The organism is Polaribacter filamentus (assembly GCF_002943715.1).
GTDB classification, from domain to species: Bacteria; Bacteroidota; Bacteroidia; order Flavobacteriales; family Flavobacteriaceae; genus Polaribacter; species Polaribacter filamentus.
The window spans coordinates 1,681,997-1,708,766 of sequence record NZ_MQUA01000013.1; the positions used below are offsets into that span (position 1 = coordinate 1,681,997).

25 protein-coding genes and 2 pseudogenes are annotated in these 26,770 nt (G+C 31.5%); 15 read left to right on the forward strand and 12 right to left on the reverse strand.

The window, feature by feature from the left end; genetic code table 11:
• Nucleotides 1–40: 40 nt before the first annotated feature.
• Nucleotides 41–928 carry an ATP-binding cassette domain-containing protein gene (locus tag BST83_RS10000; protein WP_104809664.1) on the reverse strand — a complete coding sequence of 296 codons (888 nt, stop codon included), beginning with the start codon at nt 926–928 and terminating at the stop codon, nt 41–43.
• Nucleotides 929–1,156: 228 nt separating this feature from the next.
• Here BST83_RS10000 and BST83_RS10005 point away from each other — a divergent pair, with 228 nt between their 5' ends.
• From BST83_RS10005 to BST83_RS10015, 3 genes are read left to right on the forward strand one after another with little or no spacing between them, the layout of a single operon-like run.
• On the forward strand, nt 1,157–2,245 hold the full coding sequence (locus BST83_RS10005; RefSeq protein WP_104809665.1) for a M42 family metallopeptidase: 1,089 nt from the start codon (nt 1,157–1,159) through the stop codon (nt 2,243–2,245).
• A gap of 55 nt (nt 2,246–2,300) precedes the next feature.
• Nucleotides 2,301–2,846 carry an NUDIX hydrolase gene (locus BST83_RS10010; protein ID WP_104809666.1) on the forward strand — a complete coding sequence of 182 codons (546 nt, stop codon included), beginning with the start codon at nt 2,301–2,303 and terminating at the stop codon, nt 2,844–2,846.
• Nucleotides 2,843–3,613: a hypothetical protein gene (locus BST83_RS10015; RefSeq protein ID WP_104809667.1), complete on the forward strand. Its 771-nt coding sequence runs from the start codon at nt 2,843–2,845 to the stop codon at nt 3,611–3,613. Before BST83_RS10010 ends, BST83_RS10015 begins: the two co-directional genes overlap by 4 nt.
• A 335-nt stretch (nt 3,614–3,948) precedes the next feature.
• On the opposite strand, the gene BST83_RS10025 is transcribed toward BST83_RS10015, so the two are convergent.
• Both BST83_RS10025 and BST83_RS10030 read right to left on the reverse strand, forming a co-directional pair.
• Nucleotides 3,949–4,704 (reverse strand): DUF6503 family protein, encoded by a 756-nt coding sequence (locus BST83_RS10025; protein ID WP_104809669.1) that lies wholly within the window; start codon nt 4,702–4,704, stop codon nt 3,949–3,951.
• Nucleotides 4,705–4,780: 76 nt separating this feature from the next.
• On the reverse strand, nt 4,781–6,547 hold the full coding sequence (locus tag BST83_RS10030) for an ABC transporter ATP-binding protein (RefSeq protein WP_104809670.1): 1,767 nt from the start codon (nt 6,545–6,547) through the stop codon (nt 4,781–4,783).
• Nucleotides 6,548–6,747: 200 nt separating this feature from the next.
• Here BST83_RS10030 and BST83_RS10035 point away from each other — a divergent pair, with 200 nt between their 5' ends.
• The 6 genes and pseudogenes from BST83_RS10035 to BST83_RS10060 all read left to right on the forward strand — a co-directional run.
• Nucleotides 6,748–7,233, forward strand: a complete 486-nt coding sequence (locus BST83_RS10035) for an acyl-CoA carboxylase biotin carboxyl carrier protein subunit (RefSeq protein ID WP_104809671.1) — start codon at nt 6,748–6,750, stop codon at nt 7,231–7,233.
• 71 nt (nt 7,234–7,304) lie between these two features.
• Complete coding sequence (gene accC, locus BST83_RS10040; RefSeq protein ID WP_104810841.1) at nt 7,305–8,744, forward strand: acetyl-CoA carboxylase biotin carboxylase subunit; 1,440 nt, start codon at nt 7,305–7,307, stop codon at nt 8,742–8,744.
• Between the two features lie 144 nt (nt 8,745–8,888).
• Nucleotides 8,889–10,085, forward strand: a pseudogene (locus tag BST83_RS10045) (acyl-CoA carboxylase subunit beta); the annotation flags it as partial.
• A 38-nt stretch (nt 10,086–10,123) separates the two neighbouring features.
• On the forward strand, nt 10,124–10,618 hold the full coding sequence (locus BST83_RS10050) for a winged helix-turn-helix domain-containing protein (protein ID WP_104808085.1): 495 nt from the start codon (nt 10,124–10,126) through the stop codon (nt 10,616–10,618).
• A gap of 85 nt (nt 10,619–10,703) precedes the next feature.
• Nucleotides 10,704–11,009 carry a hypothetical protein gene (locus tag BST83_RS20645; protein ID WP_240614716.1) on the forward strand — a complete coding sequence of 102 codons (306 nt, stop codon included), beginning with the start codon at nt 10,704–10,706 and terminating at the stop codon, nt 11,007–11,009.
• Nucleotides 11,010–11,197: 188 nt separating this feature from the next.
• A pseudogene (locus tag BST83_RS10060) lies at nt 11,198–11,554 on the forward strand (carboxyl transferase domain-containing protein); the annotation flags it as partial.
• A gap of 266 nt (nt 11,555–11,820) precedes the next feature.
• Here BST83_RS10060 and acs read toward each other — a convergent pair.
• From acs to BST83_RS10075, 3 genes are read right to left on the reverse strand one after another with little or no spacing between them, the layout of a single operon-like run.
• Nucleotides 11,821–13,743: an acetate--CoA ligase gene (gene acs, locus BST83_RS10065; protein ID WP_302849485.1), complete on the reverse strand. Its 1,923-nt coding sequence runs from the start codon at nt 13,741–13,743 to the stop codon at nt 11,821–11,823.
• A 15-nt stretch (nt 13,744–13,758) separates the two neighbouring features.
• Complete coding sequence (locus BST83_RS10070) at nt 13,759–15,447, reverse strand: sodium:solute symporter family protein (protein ID WP_104809673.1); 1,689 nt, start codon at nt 15,445–15,447, stop codon at nt 13,759–13,761.
• A gap of 8 nt (nt 15,448–15,455) precedes the next feature.
• Complete coding sequence (locus BST83_RS10075; RefSeq protein ID WP_104809674.1) at nt 15,456–15,713, reverse strand: DUF4212 domain-containing protein; 258 nt, start codon at nt 15,711–15,713, stop codon at nt 15,456–15,458.
• A 236-nt stretch (nt 15,714–15,949) separates the two neighbouring features.
• On the opposite strand from BST83_RS10075, the gene BST83_RS10080 reads away from it, so the two are divergent.
• Complete coding sequence (locus BST83_RS10080) at nt 15,950–16,732, forward strand: sulfite exporter TauE/SafE family protein (protein WP_240614717.1); 783 nt, start codon at nt 15,950–15,952, stop codon at nt 16,730–16,732.
• Here BST83_RS10080 and BST83_RS10085 read toward each other — a convergent pair whose 3' ends face one another.
• The 6 genes from BST83_RS10085 to BST83_RS10120 all read right to left on the reverse strand — a co-directional run bounded on the left by BST83_RS10085 (nt 16,733) and on the right by BST83_RS10120 (nt 23,472).
• Nucleotides 16,733–18,385 carry a serine hydrolase gene (locus BST83_RS10085; protein WP_104809675.1) on the reverse strand — a complete coding sequence of 551 codons (1,653 nt, stop codon included), beginning with the start codon at nt 18,383–18,385 and terminating at the stop codon, nt 16,733–16,735.
• 952 nt (nt 18,386–19,337) lie between these two features.
• Nucleotides 19,338–19,712: a glyoxalase gene (locus tag BST83_RS10100; RefSeq protein WP_104809676.1), complete on the reverse strand. Its 375-nt coding sequence runs from the start codon at nt 19,710–19,712 to the stop codon at nt 19,338–19,340.
• On the reverse strand, nt 19,705–20,184 hold the full coding sequence (locus BST83_RS10105) for a hypothetical protein (protein WP_104809677.1): 480 nt from the start codon (nt 20,182–20,184) through the stop codon (nt 19,705–19,707). Before BST83_RS10105 ends, BST83_RS10100 begins: the two co-directional genes overlap by 8 nt.
• Nucleotides 20,185–20,283: 99 nt before the next feature.
• A complete protein-coding gene (gene fabV / locus BST83_RS10110) occupies nt 20,284–21,471 on the reverse strand; it encodes an enoyl-ACP reductase FabV (RefSeq protein ID WP_104809678.1) in 1,188 nt (395 codons plus the stop codon).
• Between the two features lie 11 nt (nt 21,472–21,482).
• Nucleotides 21,483–22,430 (reverse strand): phosphoribosylaminoimidazolesuccinocarboxamide synthase, encoded by a 948-nt coding sequence (locus BST83_RS10115; RefSeq protein ID WP_104809679.1) that lies wholly within the window; start codon nt 22,428–22,430, stop codon nt 21,483–21,485.
• A gap of 88 nt (nt 22,431–22,518) precedes the next feature.
• Entirely contained in the window at nt 22,519–23,472 is a 954-nt protein-coding gene (locus BST83_RS10120; protein ID WP_104809680.1) for a PhoH family protein, read from the reverse strand.
• A gap of 129 nt (nt 23,473–23,601) precedes the next feature.
• Between BST83_RS10120 and BST83_RS10125 the strand changes: the two genes are divergently transcribed.
• The 5 genes from BST83_RS10125 (at nt 23,602) to BST83_RS21075 (ending at nt 26,744) form a co-directional block, all read left to right on the forward strand.
• The gene (locus tag BST83_RS10125) at nt 23,602–24,462 is read left to right on the forward strand and encodes an SAM hydrolase/SAM-dependent halogenase family protein (protein WP_104809681.1); all 861 of its coding nucleotides are present in this window, start codon (nt 23,602–23,604) and stop codon (nt 24,460–24,462) included.
• Between the two features lie 4 nt (nt 24,463–24,466).
• On the forward strand, nt 24,467–24,763 hold the full coding sequence (locus BST83_RS10130; RefSeq protein ID WP_104809682.1) for a putative quinol monooxygenase: 297 nt from the start codon (nt 24,467–24,469) through the stop codon (nt 24,761–24,763).
• A 27-nt stretch (nt 24,764–24,790) separates the two neighbouring features.
• Nucleotides 24,791–25,318 carry a GNAT family N-acetyltransferase gene (locus BST83_RS10135; protein WP_104809683.1) on the forward strand — a complete coding sequence of 176 codons (528 nt, stop codon included), beginning with the start codon at nt 24,791–24,793 and terminating at the stop codon, nt 25,316–25,318.
• Nucleotides 25,319–25,432: 114 nt separating this feature from the next.
• Complete coding sequence (gene gldF, locus BST83_RS10140; protein ID WP_104809684.1) at nt 25,433–26,152, forward strand: gliding motility-associated ABC transporter permease subunit GldF; 720 nt, start codon at nt 25,433–25,435, stop codon at nt 26,150–26,152.
• Entirely contained in the window at nt 26,145–26,744 is a 600-nt protein-coding gene (locus tag BST83_RS21075) for a DUF7088 domain-containing protein (protein WP_254712445.1), read from the forward strand. The genes gldF and BST83_RS21075 overlap by 8 nt, the downstream gene beginning before the upstream one ends.
• Nucleotides 26,745–26,770: the final 26 nt, after the last annotated feature.

Here is a 26,770-nt window from a genome sequence, read left to right on the forward strand (position 1 = left end):
AAACGTACTTTTTAACTCTAAACTTTTAGACCTTAAACTTTTAAACTAAAATTGGTTCATCTTGTTTTAAGGCGATAAAATATACATCATCTAATTGCGGAGTGGCAGCTACAAAATCATCCGAAGGTTTTTCTAAAGCATGCACTCTAATATTTAATGTATTGTCTTGGTTGTAGTTTGATGATAAAATATCAAACATTTTTTCATTCTCTTCTAAATCATCTCTGTTAATGGTTTTCTTCCAAATAGCACCTTCAATTTTCTTGGTAGCTTCTTGTGGTGTTGTATGATTTAAAATTTTACCTCCATTTAAAATTGCCATTTCGTTGCATAATTCTTTTACATCTTCTACAATATGCGTAGAAAAAATAACGGTACAATTTGTACCAACTTCACGCAAAACATTTAAAAAACGATGTCTTTCGGCAGGATCTAAACCAGCAGTTGGTTCATCAACAATAATTAATTTTGGATTGTTTAAAAGTAATTGCGCAATACCGAAACGTTGTTTCATTCCGCCAGAATAACCAGCAACATCTTTGCGTCTAACCTCATATAAATTAGTAATTTCTAAAACTTCTTTTACAATTGCTTTTCTTTCGGATGAGTTACTAATCCCTTTTAAAGTTGCAAAATAATCTAATAAATCTTCTGCAGACATTTTTGGATACACACCAAAAGATTGTGGCAAATACCCCAACACTTTTCTCAAAGACATATTATCATTTAAAACATCAATATCACCAAACATAATAGAACCAGAATCCGGACTTTGTAAAGTCGCAATCGTTCTCATTAAAGACGATTTCCCTGCGCCATTAGGCCCTAATAAACCAAACATTCCTGTACCAATTTCGATACTTAAATCGTCAATTGCTTTTACGCCGTTTTTATAAGTCTTTGTTAAATTTTTAATAACTAGTTTCATTTTGTTTGGTTTTAGGTTCTACTTTCTAATAAGTACAAAAGTAAGCCCTTTTGTTACATTTTTTTGTGCTTTTTTTAATAGAAATGATAAAAAATCGCATTATTTTTACATAAAATAGTGATAAATGTTTTAGATACATTTTCTTTTTTCATTTCAATCAAAAGAAAGTATGTTAACTTACATTTTTACTTTTAAACTTTTTACATTAAAATTTTATAAACTTACATAATGGCAAAAAAATCAATTTTAAATAAAAAATCGCTTACATTTCTAGAGAAATACTTAAACAATGCAGCGCCAACAGGCTATGAATGGGAAGGTCAGAAAATTTGGATGGAATATCTAAAACCTTATGTAGATACATTTATTACGGATACGTATGGCACAGCGGTTGGAATCATCAATCCGGATGCAAAATATAAAGTGGTTATTGAAGGTCATGCTGATGAAATTTCTTGGTATGTAAATTATATTACCGATAATGGCTTAATTTACGTTGTTAGAAACGGTGGATCAGATCATCAAATTGCGCCCAGTAAAATTGTAAATATTCATACAAAAAAAGGCATTGTAAAAGGTGTTTTTGGATGGCCAGCAATTCATACAAGAGATAAATCAAAAGAAGAAGCTCCTAAACCAGATAACATTTTTATTGATACAGGTTGTGCAACAAAAAAAGAAGTTGAAGAATTAGGAATTCATGTGGGTTGTGTAATTACCTATCCAGATGAGTTTCATATTTTAAATGGCGATAAATTTGTTTGCAGAGCTTTAGACAACAGAATGGGTGGTTTTATGATTGCTGAAGTTGCGCGTTTGTTAAAAGAAAACAACAAAACGCTTCCTTTTGGTTTGTACATTACAAACTCTGTACAAGAAGAAATTGGTTTACGTGGCGCAGAAATGATTACACATACTATTAAACCAAATGTGGCAATTGTTACGGATGTTACACACGACACCACAACACCAATGATTGATAAAAAAGCTGCTGGTCATCAAGAAATGGGCAAAGGACCTGTGATTGCTTATGCACCTGCGGTTCAACAAAAATTGCGTGATTTAATTACAGAAACTGCCGAAGAAAAAAACATTCCTTTTCAGCGTTCTGCACTTTCTAGAGCAACAGGTACAGACACAGATGCATTTGCATATAGCAATGGTGGCGTTGCTTCTGCATTGATTTCTTTACCTTTAAGATACATGCACACCACGGTAGAAATGGTGCATAGAGAAGACGTAGAAAACGTAATTAAAATGATTTATGAAACGTTGTTAAAAATTAAAGACGGAGAAACTTTTTCTTATTTTAAATAAATAATTACGAATTTAAAATTATGAATTACGGATGTATAACTCGTAATTCTAAAATATGGACGAACTACTAGACATACTTACTCCTGATGGAAAACTTACAGGAAAAACAGCCTTAAAATCTGAAGCGCATAAAAACGGTTGGTTTCATGCAACTGTGCACATTTGGTTATTTACTTCGGATGAAAAAATTCTGCTTCAAAAAAGAGCGCTCACAAAGAAGGTATTTCCCGGAATTTGGGATATTTCTGTGGCGGGCCATGTTGGCGCAGGTGAAGCTATTTTAGAAGGTGCTAAAAGAGAAGTTTTTGAAGAAATTGGTTTGAAATTAGAAGATAAAGATCTCCTCAAAATTGGGACAAGAATTCATCAAGTTACGCATGAAAACGGAATTCAAGATAACGAGCATCATCATGTTTATGTCGCTGAATTAAAAGTTCCTGTTTCAGCATTAACCATGCAGGAAGAAGAAGTTGCAGGTTTAAAATTGTGGAACTTGACAGTTTTAAAACAAACAAAAAACCTTGAAAACGTTTTGCTTTCAAGGTTTCATGAGTATTATTGTTCAGTATATAATGAAATTATAAAAATTACATCAAAATGAAAAAAGGAAAAGTTTTAAATTTATTTGAGAATAACAAAACTGGTGAAAATACAGAAGATATATACGCTGCACTTTTAGACGAATTCATTTTACCTTTTACAACTGATTTTAGTAGTTTTGAATACCAAGAAGAAGTATTTGATATTGCTTTAGACGCTTGGAATTTTGGAAACATAAAATCCCTTTTAGGTGAGAAAGAGTTTAAAGAAGTAATATCATTGGCAAAAGAAAATGATATTAATTATCCTTTATTAAAAAAGTTGATTGCTCACAAAGTTTCAAAATTTAAAGAATTCACTAATTTTATTGTTGATTTTGATATTCTAGATATTAACGGCGTTTTAAAACTAACGGTAGTTACAGAAAAAGAAGAAAAATACATGATAGATATGCTGGTGGGAACTTCAGAACCGGAATCTAATAAAGATGATTTTGAAGAAAACTTTATAAATAGATCTGCAATTTCGTTAAAACCTTTACAGCCATTTATAGATTGGCACAATGCTATTTATCCCGATTCTAAAATTGATGAATCTGTCTTTAATGAAGTTACTATTTATTTGATTAACAACAGTAATTTTGATGATATTGAAGCTTATTTAAAAAAGAAATTTGACCGTTATTTTATGATAGAATTAGATGGCTGGCATACCAATAAAAAAGAATGGCCACAAAAACGTACTTATAAAATGTTTAAAGAATGGTTTCGTATCGATGTTTCTACTGCAGTTTATGATCTAGAAAAAACACCGATTAGTAAAGCTTAATAAAACAGAACGCTTCTTCTAGAAAAATTAAAGATTTAGAGGTCGCAGCTTATATTCATAATGGAGTTTTGGAAGATCAAGTAATTGAAGTAGATGTAGAAAAAGGTAAAGAAAAAACCATATTAAAATTAAGAAAATTGAATTTTTATGAAAGCGTAAATAAAAGAGAATTTGAATTTTTAACTAATTTATTTGATTTAAGAGTCTATTTAACTGCTTTATATAAAATTAAATGGCAAATAAATTTATTTTTTAAACAACTAAAACAAAAATTTTTTTAAAATACTTCTTTGTAGATAATTAAAATGTTATTAAAATATGGATTTAATAATGGATTAGTTTTTAGGCTTCTCAAAAAAAGAAGTCCCTAATTTAACCTCACTTACTAAGGGCAAAGTAAATACCGTTGAAGGTCTAGCTGGTTCTGTTGGCATTGCTTTTTCATTCATTTTGTACCAAGTAATCTCATAAGGTAAAATAAGACCATTTACATTTTCCCATTTATTGTATTTTATAATATGGTAATCATTATTCGGTTCTTTAGCTTTGAATGTAACCGTGTATGCTAACCATTCCATTTGATATGTTTTTGGATTGTAATACACCTTATAAGTATCATCAGAAGAAGTGCCAATATTTGCTTTGAAAGAAATTTTATACCCAGGATACTGGGTGTTTTCAAAAATCAAATCCGCTGTTTTTTCATAAATAATTCCGTCATCAGCCAACACAAAAGGCATTGCATAAAAGTAAAAATAGAGGTTGTAATAAAAATCTTTATTTCCTTTAAAAGCAGCAGCGTTTTCTTGATCTAACCAAATTTCTTTCCCGTCAAAACCTAAAGAATATTTTGATGAATTAATCACAATTTTCCGCGTTTGTAAATCTGACGTATGTGCTTCTTCTCCTATATTAAAAGACAATGTTTTTGCTTTTCTCCAAGTAGCTATTCCTCCGTGCTTTTCAAAAACCTTTGCAAGTTCATCAGGAAAATTTTCTTTTTTTATTTCTACTTTTTGAGTTGCAGGCTTTGCATCATTTTTACAGGATACTATAGTTGCGATTAATATTAATATAATTATTTTATTCATTTGACTATGATATTGCTTTTTTAAGTAGTCGGTTTTATAAACGGATATTTACAAACAACCAATACTCTATAATTTATTAAATTTTTGATTGATACGTATACAAATCAAAATACCTACCTTTTGCAGCTATCAACTCATTATGTGTGCCTCTTTCTGCAATACTACCCGCTTCAATAACCAAAATTTGATCTGCTTGCATAATAGTACTTAACCTATGGGCAATTACAATGGTAGTTCTATCTTTTACTAATTCTGATAAACTTTTCTGAATTAATGATTCACTTTCTGTATCTAAACTAGACGTTGCTTCATCTAAAATAATAATTTTTGGATCTGCTAAAATAGCTCTAGCAATGGCCAACCTTTGACGCTGACCACCAGAAAGTTTCACTCCTCTTTCGCCAATTAAAGTATCTAAACCGTCTTCAAAACGATCTGTAAATTCATTTACATAGGCAGCTTTTACTGCATTTTGTAATTCTTGTTCTGTTGCATTTGGTCTTGGAAATAAAATATTTTCTCTAATCGTTCCTTCAAATAGAAATTCATCCTGCAAAACAACCCCTAAATGTTTTCTATAACTTGATAATTTTACTTTAGAAATATCTTGACTATCAATCGTAATTGTACCTGAATGCGGATTTAAAAATGTAGCTGATAAACCAGCAATTGTAGATTTTCCGGATCCAGAACTTCCTACCAAAGCAGTTACAGAGCCTGAAGGAACATTGAAACTAATATTATTAATCACTTCTTTTCCTTCTTCATAGGCAAAAGAAACATCTTCAAAAATAATTTCTCCTTTTATGTTTTCTAAAGCGATTGTTCTTTCTTCATCATCTTCTTCGGCAGACATATTCATGAGCTCTTCTGTTCTATCTAAACCAGCAAGTGCCTCTGTTAACTGACTTCCAATATTGCTCATTTGTACAATTGGTGCAATCATAAAACCAAGTAATAACGTGAAAGAAAGAAAATCTCCCACTGTTAATTCGCCTGTTATAATTTTATAACCACCAATTCCCATAATTCCGGTAGAAGCGATTCCTAATAAAAAAGAAGAAGAACTCGTCATTAAAGCAGTGGCTGTTAAACTCTTTTTCACATTCTGAAATAATTTATCTACCCCTTTTTCAAAAACTTCATTTTCTTGTGCTTCTGCATTAAATGCTTTTATCACTCTAACGCCGGACAAGGTTTCTACCAATCTACCATTTACTTCGGCATTGATAACTCCTCTATTTCTAAAAATTGGACGTATATATTTAAATGCTTTTAAAGCGACAACTCCGAAAACTGCCACAGGAAGCAACACAAAAAATGTCATCGATGGACTGATTCCTATCAACAAAACCATCGAAATTACTGCGGTAATTGTTCCGCCTACTAATTGAACCAAACCAGTTCCTATTAAGTTTCGAACACCTTCAACATCATTCATAATTCTAGAAACCAAGGCTCCTGATTTTGTATTATCAAAAAAACTAATGGGCAATGACAATACTTTTTTCTGGACTTGAGCTCTTAATTCTGATATTAAAAACTGTGCTTGCACACTTAAAATTCGAGTTAATAAAAAAGAGGTAATTGATTGAATTAAAATTGCGACTCCAACAATAAGTAATAAACTGTAAAGCTGATCGTAATCTTTATTCGGAATCACATCATCTAGCAACGCTTTACTTTTCCAGGGTAAAACTAGACTCGATAATCTACTGATAACAATCAAAATTAAACCGACAAAAACCAATCTCCGCTTTGGCCAAATAATGGTTTTAAACGCTTTTAATATAGAAACATTTGGTTTCTTTTTATCTTGTTTTGAATCTTTAAGATGCTGCATAATTTAATTTAAAAATATAATTTACCAACTAATATCAATTTACATGCCACTCAAATGAACATGACATTATTGCAAGAAATTGACAAATGATGTGTGCCCATTTTATAATAACCCCTCTTAATTAACCATCTTATAAAAATCATTTAAATAGAAAGCTTAATAATGCTTATATTTACAAAGCATCCCTAAATTATTAAGAAGTGACGAATTCTTACCAGGTAAAAGTAAACAATACTTTCGATTTTAAGATTGATACAGAAGCTGTTTTAAACCTCGATTCCTTAGAAGTTTCAGATTTAAAATTTCATATATTACAAAATAACACCTCTTACAAAACGGAAATTATTAACGCTAATTTTAATCAGAAATCTTATTCGGTTAAAGTAAATAACAACACTTATAACGTAACTATTTTTAACGAATTAGATGCGTTAATCAAAGAAATGGGATTTGAAATTGGCGCTACAAAAAAAATAAACGAAATTAAGGCTCCGATGCCTGGTTTAATACTATCGGTTGATGTAAAAGTTGGTCAGGAAGTTAAAGAAGATGATGCACTTTTAGTTTTAGAAGCCATGAAAATGGAAAACGTTTTAACATCACCAAGAGACGGAATTATAAAATCTATTTCAATCACTAAAGGCGAAACTGTAAACAAAAACCAGCTTTTAATTGAATTTGAATAGACACAGAATATACTTTTTTGTATATCAATCTGTATAAAATTAGCACACTTTTGATCTTTAAAAATATGCATATAAAAAAAATTTTAATAGCAAATAGAGGTGAAATTGCCATTCGTGTAATGCGAACTGCAAAAAAAATGGGCATAAAAACGGTTGCAGTATATTCAACTGCGGATAGAAATGCACCTCATGTTCGCTTTGCAGACGAAGCTGTATTAATTGGCGAAGCGCCTTCCAATAAATCGTATTTATTAGGCGATAAAATTATTGAAGTTGCTAAAAAATTAGGAGTAGATGCTATTCATCCTGGATATGGATTTTTGTCTGAAAACGCAAATTTTGCAGAATCTTGCGAAAATAATAACATCATTTTTATTGGTCCAAAATCGAAAGCGATTAAAATTATGGGAAGTAAATTAGCAGCAAAAGAAGCCGTAAAAGCATATTATATTCCGATGGTTCCTGGAACAGACAAAGCCATAACTGACATTCCTGAAGCAAAACAAATAGCGCGCCAAATTGGATTTCCTATTCTGATTAAAGCATCTGCAGGTGGTGGTGGAAAAGGAATGCGTATCGTAGAAAAAGAATCAGAATTTGAATCACAAATGAACCGTGCAATTAGCGAAGCCACTTCTGCATTTGGTGATGGAGCTGTTTTTATAGAAAAATATGTAACCTCACCGCGACATATCGAAATTCAAATTATGGCAGACTCGCATGGCAATGTCGTGCATCTTTTTGAACGCGAATGTAGTATACAACGTCGTCATCAAAAAGTAATTGAAGAAGCTCCTTCATCCGTTTTAACTCCGGAATTACGCACAAAAATGGGCGAAGCGGCAATTAAAGTAGCAAAATCTTGCGATTATTTAGGTGCCGGAACTGTTGAATTCTTGTTAGATGACGCTCATAATTTCTATTTTTTAGAAATGAATACACGCTTGCAAGTAGAACATCCTGTTACTGAATGGATCACCGGAACAGATTTAGTCGAATTACAAATTCGTGTTGCTCGTGGCGAAATATTACCTATCAATCAAGAAAGCTTAAAAATTAATGGGCATGCTTTAGAATTGCGTGTTTATGCAGAAGATCCTTTAAATGATTTTTTACCAAGTGTAGGTAATTTAAAAGTTTATAAATTACCCGAAGGGAAAAATATTCGCGTAGATAATGGTTTTGAACAGGGAATGGATATTCCTATTTATTACGACCCAATGTTGTCTAAATTAATAACCTACGGAAAAACTCGAGAAGAAGCTATCGAATTAATGATTACTGCTATACAAAATTATCAAATTGAAGGTATTCAAACTACACTACCTTTCGGTAGTTTTGTATGCAATCACGATGCATTCCGTTCAGGTAATTTTGATACGCATTTTGTGAAAAAATACTATTCTCCTGAAACTTTAAAAAGCAAGCAGGAAGAAGAAGCAAAAATTGCTGCATTTGTTGCTGTACAACAGTATCTTGAAGACCTGAAATTAGTGCGATTGCCTTCGTAGATTTTTTTTTAGTATTCAATAGCAATAGCAAAATTAAAAAATATACCTAAAAATAGTGTTTTTTTTTAAAGCATTATCAAACAAAATAGAAAAATTACATTCAGCTTTGTGCCTTAGCGCCTCTGCGAGAAAAAAGCATATAAAATGGAATCCAAAATAAAAGACCTTAACGAAAAACTTGCACTAGCCTATTTAGGCGGCGGACAAGCAAGAATAGAGAATCAACATCAGAAGAAAAAATTAACAGCAAGAGAACGAGTTTTATATCTTTTAGACGAAGGTTCTTTTGAAGAAATCGGAGCTTTAGTTATCCACAGAACGAAAGAATTTGGGATGGAAAAAGAAGTTTTTTACGGAGATGGTGTTGTAACAGGTTACGGAACAATAAATGGTAGATTAACCTATGTTTTTGCACAAGATTTTACCGTTTTTGGAGGTTCTTTATCAGAAACACATGCAGAGAAAATTTGCAAAGTGATGGATTTAGCGCTTAAAGTTGGAGCACCTATTATTGGCTTAAATGATTCTGGTGGGGCTAGAATTCAAGAAGGCGTTAGATCGCTTGGTGGTTATGCAGATATTTTTTACAAAAACGTACAATCATCTGGCGTAATTCCGCAACTTTCTGCAATTATGGGTCCTTGTGCTGGAGGAGCTGTGTATTCACCTGCAATGACAGATTTTACCATTATGGTAGAAGACACTAGTTATATGTTTGTTACAGGTCCGAATGTAGTGAAAACTGTAACGAACGAAGAAGTGTCTAGTGAAGAATTAGGTGGTGCAAGTGCACATGCTACCAAATCTGGTGTGGCACATAAAACGTCTGCAAATGACGTAGAATGTTTAGAAGACGTAAAAAAACTTATAAGTTATTTACCTCAAAATAATACAGAAACACCTAAAATATTGCCTTTTAAATTGCAGGATGAAATAAGAGAAAGCTTATCAACCATCATTCCTGACAATGCCAACAAACCTTATGATATGCATGCTGTGATATCTGGAATCATAGATGAAGATTCATTTTACGAAATTCATAAAGACTATGCTGAAAATATTATTGTAGGTTTTGCACGATTAGGAGGGAGAAGTATTGGTATTGTGGCAAATCAACCGCTATTTTTAGCGGGTGTTTTAGACGTAAATAGTTCAAAAAAAGCAGCTCGTTTTGTCCGTTTTTGCGATGCTTTTAATATTCCGCTTTTAGTTTTAGAAGATGTTCCGGGATTTTTACCAGGAACAGATCAAGAATGGAACGGTATTATTGTAAACGGAGCAAAATTATTATATGCATTTAGTGAAGCAACCGTGCCTAGAATTACCGTAATTATACCAAAATAGTTTTTTAATGCCGTGTATTTTCATTATATTACGTTATGGGAAGAATAGCAAGTTTAGATATTTCAGAATCACTAATTGAGCTTAAAGAACTAGTGTCAAAGCAAACAACATTAAAAGGGGAAAAGCGAGTAAAATCTTTAATTTATATAAAGACAAAAAAGTTTAAAACTCGACAAGAAGTGTCAGCTTCTGTAGGAGTTCACATCAGAACATTAGAAAGATGGGTAGAAACCTATAAATTATTTGGAATTGATCAAATGATTAGTGATAAGCCAAAAAATAAACAATCAAAAATTATTACTTCTGAAATTCATTTAGGTTTATCGCAAAGAGTTAATGACCCTCTCAACCCTTTTTTAGGATATTGGGATGCGCAAATATGGGTAAATGAAACCTATGGGATTGAGATAAAATATCAACGTATTCGAGAGTATTTAAAGCAACATTTTAAAACAAAACTTAAAAGCCCGCGAAAATCTCATTACAAAAAAAATGTAGAGGCTGAAAAAGCCTTTTTAAAAACTACCTAATACGCTAAACAACATTAGATTAAGTCTAAATAAAAATAAATACAAAGAGGTAAATCTATATTTTCAAGACGAAGCTAGATTTGGAATGATGAATCATTTAGGAAAATATTTAACAGCTAGTGGAGTCAAACCAATAGTTACTTATCAGCATATTTTCAAAACAACTTATCTATATGGAAGTTATTCCCCAATCAATGGAGATTGTTTTGTATGGGAAATTAATGGTGTTGATACTAAAATATTCGAAGCCTATCTTAAAGAATTCTCTTTATATAAGCCTAAGGAATATAAAATTGTGGTGATCGATAACGCAGGTTTTCATTCAACAAAGAATATCGAAATACCTGAAAATATTCATTTATTAAGAATCCCCCTTATAATCCAGAGTTAAATCCTTGTGAACAAGTTTGGCAATACATTAAAAATAGATTTAAAAATCAACGCTTTGAAAAAATGGAAAACCTTAAAGAATGGCTACATAAAACCGTCACGAAAATGGATAGTGAAACGATTAAATCTATAACTGGAAATCATCATTTTCTAAATGCATTTAATGCGACATTTATTAACTAAATTGGTATTACTCGCAAAGCTTATGGTGGTGCTTATGATGTAATGAACTCTAAACATATTGGAGCAGATATGAATTTTGCTTGGCCAAGTGCAGAAATTGCAGTTATGGGAGCAAAAGGAGCGGCTGAAATTATTTTTAAAAAAGAAATTAAATCCGCAGAAAATCCAGAAGAAAAATGGAAAGAAAAAGAAGCCGAATATGCCGCACTTTTTGCGAATCCTTATAGTGCCGCGCAACGCGGATTTATAGATGAAATAATTTTACCGAAAGATACGAGACGAAAATTAATAAAAGCCTTTGCGATGCTCCAAAATAAAAAAGTAGAAAGACCAAAACGAAAACATGGAAATATTCCTTTATAACTTTATAATAATACTACCAGTTGTGCATTTTGGGTTATAATATTTGTTAAGATGGCATTTCGAGTGATTTTTTCTTTAAAAAATTATATCGAGAACCTCTATAAAAGCTAAAATTGTTATTCTCGATACAATTTTCACTCATTTCAATCGTAAAACTTACTCGAATTGACAGAATTTTTAAAAATTTACAAAGGGTTTTGATATTAACCTTTTCACAGAAAAAGGGCCTTACTAAAAGCCACTTTTTTATTCTTATATTCTATAAATTACAATCGATTATCAATAATACTTTGCACAACTTCCGGATTTAAAAGTGTACTTGTATCTCCTAAATTATCCATTTCGTTACACGAAATTTTACGTAAAATACGACGCATAATTTTTCCTGAACGTGTTTTTGGCAATCCTTCAGAAAACTGAATTTTATCTAATTTTGCAATCGGACCAATGTGCTCTGTAATTATTTGATTGATTTCTCTTCTTAAATTATCGTGAACTCTAGTTTCGCCAAAATCTTTTAAAGTTACATATCCGTATAAAGCACTCCCTTTTATATCATGAGGAAAACCAACAATTGCACTTTCTGCTACTGCAGGATGTTCGTTTATTGCATCCTCAATTGGCGCAGTTCCTAAATTATGACCAGAAACTATAATTACATCATCCACTCTACCCGTAATTCTGTAATATCCAACTTCGTCTCTTAAAGCGCCATCACCCGTAAAATACATGTTTTTATAGGCTGAAAAATAGGTTTCTTTGTAACGTTCATGATTTCCCCAAATGGTTCTTGCAATACTTGGCCAAGGAAATTTGATACACAAGCGTCCATCAACTTGATTGCCTTTTAATTCTTCGCCGTTTTCATCCATTAATACAGGCTGAATTCCAATAAAAGGTAAGGTTGCATAGGTTGGTTTTGTAGGAGTAACATACGGAATTGGAGTAATCATAATTCCCCCAGTTTCTGTTTGCCACCAAGTATCTATAATCGGACTTTTCTTTTTTCCAACATTGTCATTATACCAATGCCAAGCTTCTTCGTTAATTGGCTCACCAACAGATCCTAAAACTTTTAAAGAGGATAAATCGTAGATATCTACCAATCCAGTTCCTTGTTTTGCTAGCGCTCTAATTGCAGTTGGAGCTGTGTAAAACTGATTTACTTTATGTTTTTCGATAATGTTCCAAAAGCGTCCAAAATCTGGATAACTTGGTACGCCTTCAAAAAGTACTGTCGTCGCTCCGTTTGCTAAAGGGCCATAAACGATATATGAATGCCCGGTAATCCAACCAATATCAGCGGTACACCAATACACATCATTTTCTTTATATTGAAACGCGTTTTTAAAAGTGTACGCCGTATACACCATATAACCAGCAGTTGTATGCACCATTCCTTTGGGTAATCCTGTAGAACCAGAAGTGTACAAAATAAATAATGGATCTTCTGCATCCATCACTTCTGCTTCACATTTTGTTGATGCAGCATCTAACAAAGGTTGCAGCCATTTATCTCTACCTTGCTTCATGTCGATGTCTGAATTGATTCTTTTTGCAACCAACACATTTTCTACTCCTGGACAACTTTCTAAAGCTTCATCAACAATCCCTTTTAAATCAATTGTTTTTGCACCTCTATAAGAACCATCCGAAGTAATGACCATTTTGCAATCTGAATCATTTATTCTAGTTGATAATGCAGTGGATGAAAAACCTGCAAAAACAACGGAATGGATTGCTCCAATTCGGGCACATGCTAAAGTTGCAATGGCTAATTCTGGAATCATGGGCACATAAATACAAACTCGGTCGCCTTTTTTTATTCCGTGGTCTTTTAAAACATTTGCAAACTGATTTACTCTTTCTGATAACTGCAGATATGTAATATGTTCTGCAGCTTCATCCGGATTGTTGGGTTCAAATAAAATGGCAGTTTTATCTCCTCGAGTTGCTAAATGTCTGTCAATGCAGTTTTCTGTAATATTTAATTTTGCGCCTTGAAACCATTTTACTTCGGGTTTTTTAAAATCCCATTCCAACACTTTATCCCATTTTTTTCTCCAGATAAAATGCTCTTCAGCTATTTCTTCCCAAAAATTCTCAGGCTCACGAATCGATTTTCTATAAACTTGATAATATTCTTCTAAATGTTTAATGTGATAATTGCTCATTATTTGTCGTGAAATTTTAGTTGATAGTAATTAGTGAGATTGTGCATCATTTGCGCCACTGGGAATTCTGATGTTCTCCACAATTTCTTGCACTTCTTTTGGCGGTGGAGGAGTAAATCGTGAGACTAAGATAGAAATTATAAAGTTAGCAATCATTGCAACAGTTCCAAATCCTTCTGGTGAAACACCAAACCACCAATCTTCCTTTGTTCCGCCGCCAAACCAATCAAATTTAAATTTCATCATATAAAAAAGCATCAATAAAATTCCGACTGCCATTCCTAAAATAGCACCTTCTTTATTCATCCTTTTACTAAAAATACCTAAAACAATTGCAGGAAAAAAGGAAGCTGCAGCCAACCCAAAAGCCAAAGCTACCGTGGCTGCGACAAAATCTGGCGGATTAATTCCGAAATAACCCGCAACGCAAACAGCTACTACCGCAGATAATCTTGCTGCAATTAATTCGCCTTTTTCAGAAATATTTGGATTGATCATTTTCTTAATTAAATCATGTGAAACAGACGCCGAAATTACTAATAATAGTCCTGCTGCTGTAGATAAAGCGGCTGCTAAAGCTCCTGCCGCTACTAAAGCAATTACCCAATTTGGTAATCCTGCAATTTCAGGATTTGCCAAAACCATAATATCTTTATCTACTATTAGCTCATTTTTGCCAGCATCTGCTAAATACTGAACTTTACCGTCCATGTTCTTGTCATCAAATACAATTAAGCCCGTTTTTTCCCAATTTGAAAACCATTCTGGAAGTCCTGCATATTCCTTATTGCTTACCGTTTCTATTAAATTAGTTCTTGAAAACAAAGATATCGCCGGTGCCGTTGTATATAAAATCGCAATAAATAACAATGCCCAACCTGCTGATTTACGAGCATCAGAAACTTTTTTTACAGTAAAAAAACGAACAATTACGTGCGGTAAACCCGCCGTTCCTGCCATCAGCGCCGCGGTAATTAAAAACACATCTAAAGTAGTTTTACTTCCGGAGGTGTATGCTGCAAAACCTAATTCTTTGTGCAAACCATCTAATTTATCTAATAAATATACTCCGTTTTCATCAGCGCCACCAAAACCTAATTGCGGAATTGGATTTCCCGTCATTTGAATAGAAATAAAAATCGCAGGCACCATAAACGCAAAAATTAGCACACAATATTGTGCAACTTGTGTGTAGGTTATTCCTTTCATTCCGCCTAAAACCGCATAAAAAAGCACAATGATCATCCCAAAAATAACACCCGTATTAATATCTACTTCTAAAAAACGAGAAAAAACCAAACCTACACCTCGCATTTGACCTGCAACATATGTAAATGAAACTAAAAGCGCACAAAATATAGCTACACTTCTAGCCACATTAGAATAATATCTATCTCCAATAAAATCTGGAACTGTAAATTTTCCGAATTTTCGTAAATACGGCGCTAGTAATAAAGCCAGTAAAACATAACCACCTGTCCAGCCCATTAAATACACAGAACCATCATAACCACTAAAAGAAATAAGACCTGCCATTGAGATAAATGAGGCTGCAGACATCCAATCTGCGGCTGTTGCCAAACCGTTTGCTAATGGCGAAACGCCTCCACCTGCAACGTAAAACTCTTTCGTTGAACCTGCTCTGGTCCAAATTGCGATTCCTATATACAATGCAAAAGTGATTCCGACTAAAATCCATGTCCAAATTTGAATACTCATAATTTTATCTATTTTTCGTAAAATCCAAATTTTTTATCCAATCGATTCATTAATTTTATATAGACAAAAATTAAGATTACAAATACGTAAATGGCTCCTTGTTGTGCAAACCAGAAACCTAACTTAAAGCCTCCAAATCTAATAGTATTCAATTCTTCTACTAATAAAATCCCGAAAACAAAAGAAACTAAAAACCAAATAGACAACAGTATGGTTAGGTATCTTAAGTTTTCTTTCCAGTATTTTTTTTTATTTTCTGATTCCATCGTATAATTGATTCGTTTTTATTTATGATAATTTAAATTAAATAGTATATTTTTAACTAACCAAATTTTTCTTTTGGATAGTTCAATTAATTAATAACGTGGTAAAAATAAATATTAATCTCTACATGTAAAAATCAGTTAATTAAGGGTACTAAGATGACTAAAAAATACCAAATTATACCTTATCAGTAATAATTTTTAAATAATTAAAATACAATCTACTTAAAAAATACTAATTGATTGAAAATCTACTAATTTTTGAAACCTTAGTGCAATACTGGCACATAATTCTATTATTCTTTGCAGTCGCAATATTATACTCTTCCGTAGGTTTTGGAGGTGGCTCAAGCTATTTAGCGATTTTAGCACTAACAGGAATCGTTTTTACACAAATTAGAGCAACGGCTTTATTGTGCAACATTATAGTGGTAACCGGTAATGTCTATTTATTTATTCAAGGGAAAGAATTAGATTGGAAAAAAATAATTCCTTTAGTTTTTATAAGTATTCCACTAGCTTATTTGGGAGGGAAATTAAAAATAAGTCAGAATTTATTTTTTATATTATTAGGATTTACGCTACTTTTTGCGGCAATTACCATGTGGATTTCAAAAAGAATAATTTCTTCGGATGAACAGTCCTCAAAAATAAACACAACGAGAAATGCTTCTTTTGGTGGAGTTATTGGTTTTATTTCTGGAATGGTTGGTATTGGTGGAGGCATTTTTTTAGCGCCCCTTTTGCATTTAACAAATTGGGATACTCCAAAGAAAATTGCAGCAACCGCTAGTTTTTTTATTCTGGTAAATTCTATCGCTGGCTTATTGGGGCAATACTCTAATCCTGATTTTTATATCGATTGGAATTTAACATCCATATTATTAATTACTGTTTTTATTGGCGGACAAATTGGAAGTAGAATGAGCAACAATTACTTTACTCCTATTCAACTAAAAAAGGCAACCGCTATTTTGATTGCCCTTGTAGGAATTAGAATTTTAATAAAGTATTTTTTTTAATTATTTTTTCGTCGCTTTCATCACATTTCCTCCTTGATATAGAGTTAATGCAATTATTTCGCCTTTTTCATTTTTATGAAACTCAACCTCTGCTTTTACTACTTTTAAAAAGAATTTAGTTTCTAATGAAGCAAACAATTCAAATTGAGCTTGCCCAGTTGCTTGCGCAAACAATTGATTTTCTTTAGCAGTTATTGTTAAATCAAAACCAGGCTGAATTTCAAAAACACCTTCATACGTTTTTAAAACATCCGCAGAAACTGTAATAACTTCTTTTTCTTTAGGTGCTTTTTCATCTGTAAAAACCCCTGTTTCTCGGTTAATTCTATTTTTAAATAACGCTACTTTTTTTCCATCCTTTAAAGAAAAATCATAAGAAATAAAACCTTCTTCAAATGTAAAAGAAGTTGGCGAAGTTGGATATATCTTAAATAATTCTGGACTTCCTTCTCTTTGACTAAATAACTGCCCCTCTTTTAAAGTAATAAAACGTAAAATTTGATTATCAAACGCATAGGTTCCAACCCAATTATTTAATTGTTCTTTTGATAATTTTACCGCGCTACTTATATCAAATTTAGGTTTATTAATGGTTAAAGCTGCAATTTCTAGAGCTTTGGCTTCGGGTAATTGACAGCCACAATTAGAGAATACAATTACATATACATTTTCACTCGGCACAAAAATACCCATGGATAAATATCCAGGAATCGCCCCTCCATGTTCTATTGTTGGCACATCATTTATTTCATTAAGACTCCAACCATAGCCATAATTTATTTTATCGCCATTATTTAATCTATAATTGGTAAATGCTTTATTTATAGTTTCTTTTTTAACAAAAACATTGGTATGTATTGCGGTTTGCCATTTTAACATATCATCTACCGAAGACATGATTGATCCTGCAGCGTAAGGCAATGTTAAACTAATATATTGCGCATTTACAAACTCATCTGTTTTTTCATAACCAGAAGCTCTATTTTTAATCAATTTTGTATGACTTCCATAATAGGAAGATTTCATGTCTATTTTATCAAAAATTCTTTCTTGAATAAACTTCGGATACGAGGTTCCGCTAACTTTCTCTATAATGTAACCTAATATAAAATAGGCTGAATTGTTATATAAATATTTTTCTCCTGGATCAAAATCCATTGGTTCGTTCTTAAAAAAATCGATAAACTTTAACGGAGTTTCATCAATAGTCATTACTTTTCCAAAACTTTGAATGGACGTATAACTCTTAATCCCTGATGTATGCGTTAACAAATGATGCACGGTAATTTTCTTTCCGTTTGTTGGATAATCAGGAATAAATTTAGTGATTTCATCTTCTAAACTTAATTTTCCTTCTTCTAATAACATCAAAATTGAAACTGATGTAAATTGTTTTGTAATAGAACCAACTTCAAAAACATTTTCTGAAGTCATATTTACATCTAGTTCTAAATTCGCTTTTCCAAAAGCTTTTCGATATAAAATTTTTCCATCTTTTGCAACCAAAGCAGAAACACCCGTTTCATTACTTTTAAACTGATTGCTTAAAATTTTATCTATTTTAGCTTCTAAACTTTGTGCTTGACTACTATTGAAATAAAGCGCACAACTAATAATTAATACTGACGCTTTTAAAAAGGAGTGAATTTTCATGTATAAAATTTAAGTTGGTTGTTTTCTATAGGACGATCTAAAGGCTAATAAGTTACGACTTCACCAATAATGAAAAAAATACAACTACCTTTTAAGAGGATATTTCTACCTTTTAAAATATATTTATAGCACAAAATTAATCGAAAAAAATATTATCAATTATTTTCACCCTATTTATGTTGATTTTATTAGAGGCTTTTATTAGTTTTACTAACTTACTGTATATTTCTTTAGAATCAACAAAAGCAACAAAAAGGAATCAAAATAAAGTTAGAAAATTTGGAATTTTAATATGATTTTTTTAAAAACTTTATTGTTGTTTCTACTTGTTTCTATCATTGACTTCTTTCAAGCTCCTTTTTTTAAAACTGGCAGTATTGCGAATGTTGTAAAATTTGTATTTAACAGCCATAAAATAATAGTGTAATTAGGTGGCGGATTCATTATTTAAACAGCTATTAAAGAAATTTGACACACAATTGGAACTACCGATTTAGAGCATTCTGCGGGTGGAACTTCTAGTAGCAAAATAATCTTCTAACACAGTTATTACAAGTATTGTTTTAATGAATTTGGTTATTTATTTTGATTCAATTTTAGCGGCAATTGGTCCTACTAGCAAAATAAAAAACACAACTGCATATTATATATTCATCTTTAAAAAATAACATAAACTATTGTAAATGTATTATTTAGAGACTTCCAGCAAAATACGCTACTTAATAGTGCTTTTTTTTCTATTTAGTTTACCTATACTGAAATAATAAAATTCTATTTTGTTTAATGATTTATTCTTATTTTTAAACAAAAATTTCTTACTTTTGGATAAATAAATTTACATTCCCTAAAATTAAAATATTACTTCTCTAAGTTATTTGTATACACTGCAAACAAAACAATAAAAGAAGTTTTTTGGTTGATTGATTGAAACCGCTACTTAATTGTAGCGGTTTTATAATTTTAGATCTAGAATACTATCTTTAATTCTTTGCGCAGTAATCTGTAAAATCCTTTTATGAACTTCGGATAAATTAGCTGTATAAAACGTAAATTCATTCAAAGAAAAATGACCAATAATTAAACCTAAAGTCAAATTTTTAAAATTGTTATCCGTTTTGTAAACAGCTGAAACTCTACTTCTCTTTTTCTGATCTGTTAAAATAGAAAAATCAATTTTTCTTTTCTTTAAATAATTTTCAAAAGAAGCAATTAATAAATGATGCTGCATTTTTATAATAGGTCGAAGTATTTCATTTTGAAATTTTTCAATATCTAAGGTTCCTGCGTTTACTAAGTCTGCTAAAATTGGTCTTTCTTTTTTATTCATCTAATAATGTATCTAATTCTAATTGATAATCATATTGTAAATCTTCATGTAATTTCTCGATGGCTTTTTTGATCATTTTTATTTGAGAATCAAAAACATTTTGCAATCGCGCACTTCTCGTCATTGATGGTTTCATTTCTTTTAATTTCTTGCAGAAATACAATAACAATTCAGTTTCCGTTTCTTTCTTTTTAGAGTATCTAATATATTTTTTGGTAAGCGTTAAAATTTTTCTAGCACTTTTTCTGATATAGAAAAAACTCTTTGTATTTATCTCTAAAAAATGCACATCCATTTGATCCTTTATAGACTGAATATACGCATTTTCATCATGAGATTCAAACAATAAATACGTAAGTAGTTCTTTATTTTCTTTTTTAAATCTCGATAAATGCAAACACAACTCTTTCAACTCACTTGTAGATTTATGAGTTAATTCGTCTTTAAGTTGTTTTATGGTTACGGCTTTCAAATTTTGATATAAATAAAATGCCAGTTAGAGCAAAGCCGAGAACTACTAAAGCCTCCCGACTGTGCTCGAGCAGACACAGTAATGTTTTATTAAAATATATTATTTTTCACTAGGTATTTCTACCATTTCATTTACTTCGGCATTATAATCTATTCCATCAACTTTAAATCCAAATAGATTAAAAAAATCGTTGCTATAACCTTCTAAATCTCCAATTTCTGCCAAGTTTTCTGATGTTGCAATTTGCCATAATTTAAAAACTTCTGCTTGCACATCTTCACGCATTTCCCAATCATCAACTCTAATTCTTCCGTTATCGTCTAAATCTAAATTTCCTCCAAAAACTCTTTCACTATATAAACGTTGAATTTGTTCAATACAACCTTCATGAATTCCTTTGCCTTTCATCACTTTATACAATAATGAAATATATAAAGGAATTACAGGAATTGCAGAACTAGCTTGCGTTACCAACGCTTTATTTACAGAAACATAGGCTTTACCTCCAATCGACTTTAAATCGTTTGTGATCGTAAAAGCAGTTGCTTCTAAATGATCTTTTGCCGCACCGATGGTTCCTTTTCTATAAACAGCCTCCGTTAATTTTGGGCCAATATATGAATAGGCAATTGTAGTCGCGCCTTCTGATAATAAATTTTCTGCTTTTAAAGCGTCTATCCACATTTTCCAATCTTCACCGCCCATTACCGCAACTGTATTTGCAATATCATCTCCTTCTGCTGGGTTTATAGAAATTTCTGAGACCTTTCCTGAATGAAAATCTACCGTTTTGTTCGAAAAAACTCCGTCAATTGGTTTTAAAACCGACTTAAAACGCTCTCCAGTATCTGGATGTGTTCTTACAGGCGATGCTAAACTATAAATTACCAAATCAATTTGACCTAAATCTTTTTTGATTACATCTAAAGTTTGTCTTTTTATTTCGTTTGAAAATGCATCACCATTTATACTTTTTGCATATAAACCAGCTTCATGAGCGTGTTTTTCGAAAGCTGCTGTATTGTAATAACCAGCAGAACCTGTTTTTCCGGGAGCGGATGGTTTATCAAAAAAGACACCAATTGTAGCAGCTTCTGATCCAAACGCGCTAGAAATTCTTGACGCTAAACCAAATCCTGTAGATGAACCTAAAACTAAAACTTTTTTAGCGCCATTTATTTTTCCTTTCGATTTTACGTATGCTATTTGATCTACAATATTTTTCTCACAACCAGTTGGGTGTGCCGTTAGACAAATAAATCCTCTCGTTCTTGGTTCTATAATCATTGTTTTTGTTTTTAGTTTGCTAAAAAAGCATTCACATTATTTTCAATTCTCTCCATCACATTTTCTGTGGATGCTTTTACAAACTTTTCGCCTGTAATTTGTTCAAATAATTCTATATATCTATTAGAAATTTCGATTATTTTCTCATCAGACATTTCTGGAACTTGTTGTCCATCTTGTCCTTGAAAACCATTTTCTATTAGCCATTGACGCACAAATTCTTTAGATAATTGCTTTTGAGATTCGCCTTTGTTTTGTCTTTGTTGATATCCATCCGCATAAAAATAACGCGAAGAATCTGGCGTATGAATTTCATCAATCAGCACAATTTTACCTTCTTTAGTTTTTCCGAATTCATACTTTGTATCTACCAAAATTAAACCCCGTTTTGCGGCAATTTCAGTTCCTTTTTCAAATAATTTTCGCGTGTAATCTTCTAAAACTAAATAATCCTTTTCTGAAACAATTCTGTTTGCTAAAATATCTTCTCTAGAAATATCTTCGTCATGTTCGCCATTTGCTGCTTTCGTTGATGGTGTAATGATTGGTAAAGGAAATTTATCATTTTCTTTTAATCCTTCAGCCATTTGCACCCCGCATAAAACTCTTTTTCCTGCTTTATACTCGCGTGCTGCATGACCAGACATATAACCTCTAATTACCATTTCTACCTTAAACGGTTCGCATAAATAACCAACGGCAACATTTTCGTCAGGATTTGCCAATAACCAATTCGGAACAACATCTGCAGTTTCATGCATCATTTTTGTTGCAATCTGATTTAAAATCTGACCTTTAAAAGGAATTTGACGAGGCAAAATAACATCAAAAGCAGATAATCTATCCGTAGCAACCATTACTAAAACGTCGTTATTGATATTATAAACTTCTCTAACTTTCCCTTTGTAAATTGATTTCTGATTTGGAAAATTAAAATTGGTTTCGTTAATTGTATTCATTTATTATGTTGTTGTTTGTTGATGGTTTTTTTGTTGATGGCTGCAAAAATAAACTAAACACAATTAACCAACAACTAAAAACCAATCACTATTCTGTCTCAATACTTTTATAAGCGGCTATAATTTCCCTCACTAATTTATGTCTTACAATATCTTTATCATCTAAATATACTTGCGCAATTCCGTTAATATCTTTTAAAGCCAACAAAGATTCTTTTAAACCAGAAACTTGTTTTCTTGGTAAATCAATTTGCCCTGGATCGCCAGTAATAATGAATTTTGCACTTTTACCCATTCTCGTTAAAAACATCTTCATTTGGTTATGGGTTGTGTTTTGAGCTTCATCTAAAATAACAAACGCATTGTCTAAAGTTCTACCTCTCATAAATGCCAAAGGTGCTATTTGAATAATCCCTTTTTCTAAATGAGATTCAAGTTTTTCATGCGGAATCATATCTCTTAAGGCATCATATAAAGGTTGCATATAAGGATCTAATTTCTCCTTTAAATCACCCGGAAGAAAACCTAAATTTTCGCCAGATTCTACAGCAGGTCTCGTTAAAATAATTTTTCGAACTTCTTTTTCTTTTAATGCTCTAACCGCCAAAGCAACGGCAGTGTAGGTTTTACCAGTTCCTGCAGGACCAACTGCAAACAACATGTCATTTTTTGCCATTAACGTAACCATTTTACGCTGATTTTCTGTTTGTGGCCTTATCAATTTCCCATTTACACCATGCACTAAAACATCTTTTGCAAATTTTGTTGCAACCGACTTTTCTTCATTTCCATTGGACGTTAAAATTTGTTCAATGCTATTTTCATCCAACTTGTTGTATTTATTGAAGTACTTTATTAATCGTTCAAAACGGATTTCGAATTCATCTAAAACGGATGCTTCACCAAAAATTTTTAATTTAGATCCACGAGCAACTATTTTTATTTTTGGAAAAAACCTTTTTAACTGCTCAATAGTACTGTTTTGTGCGCCAAAAAAGTCTTTTGCACTTATGTCTGTTAACTCTATAATGCGTTCGTTCAAATGTTTAAATTTTTTAGATTATTAGTAAGAATTATTAATTTAAAAATAGTCATTAAAACTAGTAAATTGATTAGATTTGCGTAAAATAATCAACAACTTTTACACAACTAATTAACAGCAAAAAATTCAATGCCTTTTATCACTTTAACTACAGATTTCGGAACGAAAGACCACTTTGTTGGGGCTGTAAAAGGAGCTATCTATTCTGAGCTAGCTGATGCTAAAATTGTTGATATAACGCACGAAATATCTCCATTTAATATTACTGAAACGGCTTATATTTTAAAGAATTCTTATAAAAGTTTTCCCGAAGGAACGATTCATATTGTTGGCGTGGATTCAGAGTTAAGTGAAGACAACAAACACATTGCAATTGAACTAGATAAACATTTTTTTGTATGCCCTGATAACGGAATTATCTCAATGATAGCATCGGAAATTCAGCCAACAAAAATTGTAGAAATTAATATTCACGATCGAATTGAAAGTAGTTTCCCTGTATTAGATGTTTTTGTGCAAGTTGCCTGTTTTATTGCACGAGGAGGAAATTTAACGGTTATAGGCAAAGAAATTACGGAGTTTAAAAAGTTGGTTGAAATTCAGCCAAAAGTAAATCAAGCGCAAACACAAATAATTGGTGGTGTTGTTTATATAGATAATTACGGAAATGTAATTAGCAACATCAGTAATAAAATGTTTAATGACATTGGTAAAGGCCGAACTTATAAAGTAAGTGCATCTCGGTACTCTTTTAATAAAATCTATAAGAAATACAATGAAATTACCGGTAACGACCTGCAAGATGCAAGACAGTTTGATGGCAATAAATTGGCCATTTTTAACTCTGCTGGTTTTTTAGAAATAGCCATTTACCGAAGTAATTTAAATACGGTTGGTGGTGCTTCAAGTTTATTAGGCTTGGATTATAGAGACCCAATAATTATCGAGTTTTTTATGCAATCCAAAACAGAATACACCCTTTTAACTTAAAACTATGTTTGTTAGAATTGTTAAAATGAGTTTTCACTCCAAACATATTAATGAATTTTTAATACTGTTTGAAGAAAAAAAAGAATTCATTAGAAACTCTGATGGATGCCAATTACTTGAATTATATCAGGATAAAACAAACCAAGAAATATTTTTCACCTATTCTTATTGGGAAAACCAAAGTGATTTAGAAAATTATAGAAACTCAAGTTTATTTAAAAGCGTTTGGGCAGAAACTAAAACGTTTTTTAATGATAAACCAGAAGCTTGGAGTGTTGATAAAAAAGTGAGCTTGCAATAAATACTAACATTAAGTAATATTATAAAGATGGATTTCAATTTCACCCCTTTTCCTGTTTTAGAAACAGAAAGATTAACTTTAAGAGCATTAAATTTAGACGATGCTAAAGCAATTTTTGGTTTAAGAACCAACAAAGAAGTTAATGAATTTATTGATAGAAAAACACCAAATAACCTTTCTGAAACAAGAGCATTTATAGATCGTATTTCTAGTTTAACGATAAATAATAAAGGTATTTTTTGGGTAATTGAATCCAAAAGCAACCATCAATTAATAGGAACCATAGGCTTACGTAATTTTGAAGATGAAGAAGAGTATGCAGAAATTGGTTATGAATTAGATCCAATTTATCAGCAAAAAGGTTTTATGAGTGAAGCTTTTGAAGCAATTTTAGAATTCGGATTTCAAGAAATGGAATTAAAAACCATAGAAGCATTTACGCACAAAAATAATTCTGATTCTATTTCGTTGTTAAAGAAACAAGATTTTGTTTTTCAACCAGATATTAAAGATGAAGGTTTTGAAAATAATATTAGTTATCGACTTATACAATAGTCCACGACAAGCTCAGGCTGACATTTTATTTATTAATTGTAACTAGATTAAAAAAAGTTAAAATATCATACTGAGATTGTCGAAGTGTATTTTAAACAAATAAAAAATTACAACTTGATTGCCATTTTAAAAAAAGAATTCAATTCATTTTTTGCATCGCCAATTGCCTATTTAGTGATTGGTGTTTTCTTGCTGACAAATGGTTTATTCTTATTTATTTTTAACGACGATTTCAACATCTTAAATGCTGGTTTTGCTGATGTAACTCCATTTTTTTATTTAGCACCGTGGATTTTTCTCTTTCTGATTCCTGCTGTAACCATGAAAAGTTTTGCTGATGAATTTAACAACGGAACCATAGAACTTTTAAAAACAAAACCTGTATCTGATTGGCAAATCGTTTTGGGTAAATTTGTAGCATCGCTGCTTTTAGTTATTACTGCAATTATCCCTACTTTTATATATGTTTATACCGTTTATAAATTAGGTAATCCTACCGGAAACATTGATTTTGGGAGCACTATTGGTTCTTATATTGGCTTGCTTTTTTTAGCGGCTACGTACACATCGATTGGGTTATTTACATCTACTTTATCAAAAAATCAAATTGTTGCATTTATTTTAGGCATTTTCATAACATTTTTCCTTTTCTTCGGATTTGATGCAATTGCGACCTCTTTTGGAAACAGCAGTTTAACCATTAAAAACCTCGGAATTAACGAACATTTTAAAAGTATCTCTAGAGGCGTTATTGATACAAGAGATCTTATTTACTTTTTAAGTGTAACTATCTTTTTTTTATTCATTACTAAAACGAGATTAGAAAATGAATAAGAAGCTAAAAAATAGTCTATTTCTGATTATTGGTTTAATCGCTATCAACGTCATCAATCAATCATTTTACCAACGTTTTGATTTAACCCAAGACCAACGTTACACCCTTTCTGAAACTACAAAAACCATTCTTTCTAAGGTTGATAAACCACTTTTTATAACTGTTTATTTGGAAGGTGATTTTCCGTCCGAATTTAAAAGATTACAAGTTGAAACGCTTCAATATTTAGAAGAATTAGTGGCAAAAAACAGCAACATCATCATCAATTTCGAAAACCCTGATGAACAACGCGAAGACTTGATAAAAAGAGGAATGATGCCAAGTCAATTAACCGTTGAAGAAGAGGGTAAATTATCCGAAGCAATTATTTTTCCTTGGGCAGAAATTAACTTTGGCTATCAAACAAAAACGATTTCTTTATTGCCAACTGCAATCGTAGCAAGTCAAGAAGAACAGTTGCAAAAAGCGATTGAAAATTTAGAGTATAGTTTTAGCAATGCTATAAGTTCCATAACTCAAAAAGAACAAAAAACAATTGCTTTTTTAAGTGGAAACGGACAATTAGCAGATATTTATTTGATTAGTTTTTAAGTAAAGTTTCTAAAAAATACAAATTA